Below are 4,284 nucleotides of genomic sequence, written 5' to 3'. Positions count from 1 at the left end.
TATTGAACCCCAGCATACACAAAATTTTCAATCTTATCTCCTCTCAATATCGAAATCATATCTTCTTTAATTTCATCATTTAAACTCAAAAATAAATTGTATGATTCCTTTATAGAAGAAAATTCAGACTGTAAATCATTTATTTCTGATTGTTGCTGTAAAATTCTCTTATCCTTTTCTCTTAATTCTATTTCTTTATTATGTAAATCCTCATCTTTTTTTTCTAAACTGCGTTTCATATCTGCTTCAACTTTATAGTATTTATTTTCTGAAATTACTAATTCTTTTCTCAAAGCTTCACTTGTTTGTTTTAACTCATTTAAATGTTTTTCCTTATCATTTTGTTTGTTTTTTAAATCAGCAATTTCTTGTTCTTTCATATCAATTATTTTTTTTCTATCATGTAATCTTTGTTTTAAATCTTCAATTTCTTGTCTCAAGTTATTTCTTTCTTTTAACAATCTATCCTTTTCACGAACTAATTCCTTATTTTCTATATTTAAATTTTCTATTTGTTCTACATATTTATCTGCACTATGATCAACATTTGCTTGCTCAATCCAGCATTTATTTTCTTTCGCCACATTATCTAAATCCTCAATATCAAGTTCTTCAATTCCACTACAAATTTCTTTATCTCCTAAATAATCCCTCGAAATCTTATCTGCAACTCTACTCAAAAACTCCTCATTATTTAACAATTCTTCTATTATATAATCTAATTCTACATTACTATTTTTAAAAAACATTCTGCCTTTTCCCTCTCCCATAAATATCCTTCCTTTTCTAGCAATTTTCTACATAATACAACTATAATTAAATTATAGTATATAAATTCTTCATATACAATTTCTATATACCAATAAATGTAAATTAAAATTACAACTATATGATGTATTTTACAAATTTATTTTTTTAATTCATAATCCCTGTTTCCAATAAAATAAATTTTCCTATACACAAAAAATTTACCAAAACAGAATTTCACTTTCCATCATGGTAAATTAATTTAATCCCTATTTAAAAATATCCTCCAAACCATCGTACTCCGGCAAATAATTAAAGCAAGTAAAAGAATACTGACCTGTAGACGAATTAGGCTTCACCCTAGACATACTGATAAATATACAATCATTAAATTTCTTAGGATGCTCCTTGACAATTTCATCATGCGTAGAATCCAACACTAATATAATATTCGGTGTCTGCCATCCCTTATAACTATGATAAGAGCATACTTTCAATTTCCCATTTCCGAACTGCTGACTACATAAATCTCTCAAATAATGACGAAGAGTCATGTTAAATGTCAAAATAAGCACTCGATAATCTTTTTTCAATGCTCTGACTGATTTTTCAGCTAGAACTAATGATTTTCCTGATCCAGCAACGCCACCTCATCTACGGATGGCCCTTTCTTTTAATTCAGCTAAAGTTTATAATTTATTAAAAAGCGCCTTCTCAACAACCTCCTTCACAAACTCCCTACTCCAATCCAACTTAACATCATGTCTCTCACAATAACCAAAATACTCATCGACAACCCACAAAATCCTCTTCTTATCTCCAATCCAAGCCATCATAGCATCATTACAATAATACTTAGCCTCGTCCTCACTGCCTGGTTCAAACTGATTTTTTATAGGCATCTTCAAAGCCTTGATTCCAATCAAATACTCTGGAACGTGTTTATTTTTGTCAATCGCCTTTCTCATAAACAATTTCGCTTCGAACTTGTCTTTTTCTACAAAATAATACAAAGCCTTATTGTAGAGCATAGGTGCTGATTCGTTTTCTTCGTATTTTTTTATATATCTGTACGCCTGATCGTTTTTATCTCTTAGTATAAGCAGCGGTATTAATTTGTCCTTGATATCCTGATTGTCATTTGTATCTAACTCCAAAAGCTTCTCGTATGTACTGATAGCATTATCGTAATCTCCAGCCACCTCGTATAAATAGCCCAATTGACCTTTTATCATCAGATAGGCTCTAGCGTTTTTTTCTGACCACATTGTGCCGTTTGTCTTTTGAAAATCGAATACATGCTTTGGCACCTTTGATTTAGCATGCATAAGCGCCAATTTCATATTTTCTATTGCTTCGTTTACATCAGAAGTACTGCATGCTTTTTTTAAATAAATTTCATATAGTTCTTCCATTTTTCTTCCCTCTTTACTAGTATAATTATTTAATTATTCCTTTAAGTACTTGAATTATAGGATTTTGGTCAACTTTTTTATAGTCTTTTCCTCCAAGTAACATTTTCTCGATTTTTAATGTGTTTAAAAGCTCGGTATCTAAATCTAACGGATTTTTATTTAAAATAAGAAAATCGGCTTTTTTGCCAGCCTCCAAGCTTCCGTGTTTATCTTCTTTAAATGAAGTATAATAGCCATTATATGTACACATCTTGATTGCCTCTAAAATAGTCAACGACTGCTTCCCGTTATTGCAAGCTTTGTATATCCAATCGATTGGATTTGGATCTGTGCAAGGTCCATCGGAACCGGCGCTAATTGTAATTTTATTGTCTATGAATGTTCTCAAAGGATTTAATTTTTGACATCTTTCGCCTAAAATTTCTTCTAAATACTCATTTGGCTCCTGTTTCCAATCTATAAAAGCGCTTTGAACAGGCAACAAAATATTGTAATCCTTGCATATTTCGATGCCTTCTTCAGTAGGCAGGCACGCATGAATAATACAGTGGCGGTGGTTTTCTCTAGGGTAATCATCTAGTGCCGCCTTTAAAGCCTTAGTCGCCTGATCAAATGCAGCATCACCTATAGCATGCATTTGAATCTGCAAGTTAGCGCGATTTGCCTCTATACAAAATCTAATTACTTCCTCATCGCTATAATATAAAACGCCTCTATCATCGCTCAAATTATACGGTTTTCTAAGAGCCGCATCCTTAGAACCAAAGCAACCATCTAACGCGCACTTAAAGCAGCCTCCAATGCAATCTAGCTTCCTCTTTACAGCAGCTTTGACATCCATAGTTTGAAAATATACTCTTAAATCAATCCCATTTTCAAGCCCCTTCGCAAACCATCTCTCTAAATCTACATCTAAATCCCTTGTAAATCCAACGCCACTTACACTGTGAATATGTGCAATTCCCTTGCTAGCTAGATAATCGACGGCATTTTGCATATTTTTGATTAAATTTATTATCGATATAGAATTAGTAATATAATCAGAAACTGCAAAGAACGCCTCTTGGTTCATTTCACCAGTATCCTCGTGATAACCCCTCAGATTTTTTATTTTATCTTTGACCTTATTTAGCAAAGCCGAATTCAGCACACATGCATGCCCATCGTATTTTACTAAAAAAATCGGCCTATCCTTGCATACACTGTCAAGCTCTTCCCTCGTCACAAGCCTCTTTTCCTCGACGCTGTGTGGCGATGCCCCAAACGCGATAATAGTCTTATCTTTCGTATTTTCAACAAAGTCCTTTAACATCATCAACAATTCTTCATTGCTAGTAGCTTCCATTACATTTAATCCAGAATGAAATGTCGCAAAGCTAGCAAAATGAATATGGCTATCTACAAAAGTCGGAATTATCGCCTTGTCCTTGATATCTATTATTTCATGACCTAAATATTTGTCGTCTAATTCATCCCCCACAAATAAAATTTCGCCATTGTCCTCAACCAAATAACCTGCGACTGTATTATTTTTATCACATGTTATTATGGTTCCTTTATATATTTTCATATTTTGTATCTCCCATTTTGTAAATTAACTATATATAAAATTATAGCAAAGTTTTAGTTTTATATAACGATAATTCATATTTTAATCGAAATAAAAAAATGAGCTAAACACCATAATTATCTTGGATATTTGCTCATTTCTTCGATTATTAATTTTTTATTTTAAACTATTTCCTAAATCTAACTTACCAATATTCTCTTTCATAACAACGACAGACTTATCAAACTTCTCCTTCTCGCTCTTATCAAGTGGCAGCTCGACAACCTCTCTAACTCCATCCTTATTGATAACGCTAGGCACAGAAATATAAACATCGTCATGACCATACTGTCCATCTAAATAAGCAGACACACTTAAAATACTATTTTCATTTTCAAGTATAGCCTTCGTAATCCTTGCAAGCGACATACCTATTCCGTAATAAGTCGCCCTCTTAGCTTTGATTATCTTATAAGCGATATTTCTAACCTCATCCTCTATATCAGCCAGCTCCTCAAAGCTTATCCCCTTATTTTTAGAAGCCATATGATAAATCGGCTCCACTCCACAAAG

At 32.6% G+C, this 4,284-nt stretch carries 4 protein-coding genes and 1 pseudogene; all 5 read right to left on the bottom strand.

Features of this window, described 5'->3' with window-relative positions:
• The coding region (locus SPD90_RS03245; protein ID WP_320924293.1) for a hypothetical protein at nt 1–770 on the bottom strand (770 nt) is incomplete at its 3' end.
• Between the two features lie 246 nt (nt 771–1,016).
• Nucleotides 1,017–1,313: a hypothetical protein gene (locus SPD90_RS03240; protein ID WP_320924292.1), complete on the bottom strand. Its 297-nt coding sequence runs from the start codon at nt 1,311–1,313 to the stop codon at nt 1,017–1,019.
• 123 nt (nt 1,314–1,436) lie between these two features.
• A complete protein-coding gene (locus SPD90_RS03235) occupies nt 1,437–2,162 on the bottom strand; it encodes a tetratricopeptide repeat protein (RefSeq protein WP_320924291.1) in 726 nt (241 codons plus the stop codon).
• 25 nt (nt 2,163–2,187) lie between these two features.
• Nucleotides 2,188–3,732 (bottom strand): amidohydrolase, encoded by a 1,545-nt coding sequence (locus SPD90_RS03230; RefSeq protein WP_320924290.1) that lies wholly within the window; start codon nt 3,730–3,732, stop codon nt 2,188–2,190.
• 156 nt (nt 3,733–3,888) lie between these two features.
• Nucleotides 3,889–4,284, bottom strand: a pseudogene (ldh, locus tag SPD90_RS03225) (L-lactate dehydrogenase); the annotation flags it as partial.

Origin of the sequence: Intestinibacter sp., assembly GCF_034113885.1 — a bacterium.
Taxonomy (GTDB): Bacteria; Bacillota; Clostridia; order Peptostreptococcales; family Peptostreptococcaceae; genus Intestinibacter.
The sequence above is the reverse complement of the archived record's forward strand: the minus strand, read 5'-3'. Positions and strand labels throughout refer to the sequence as shown.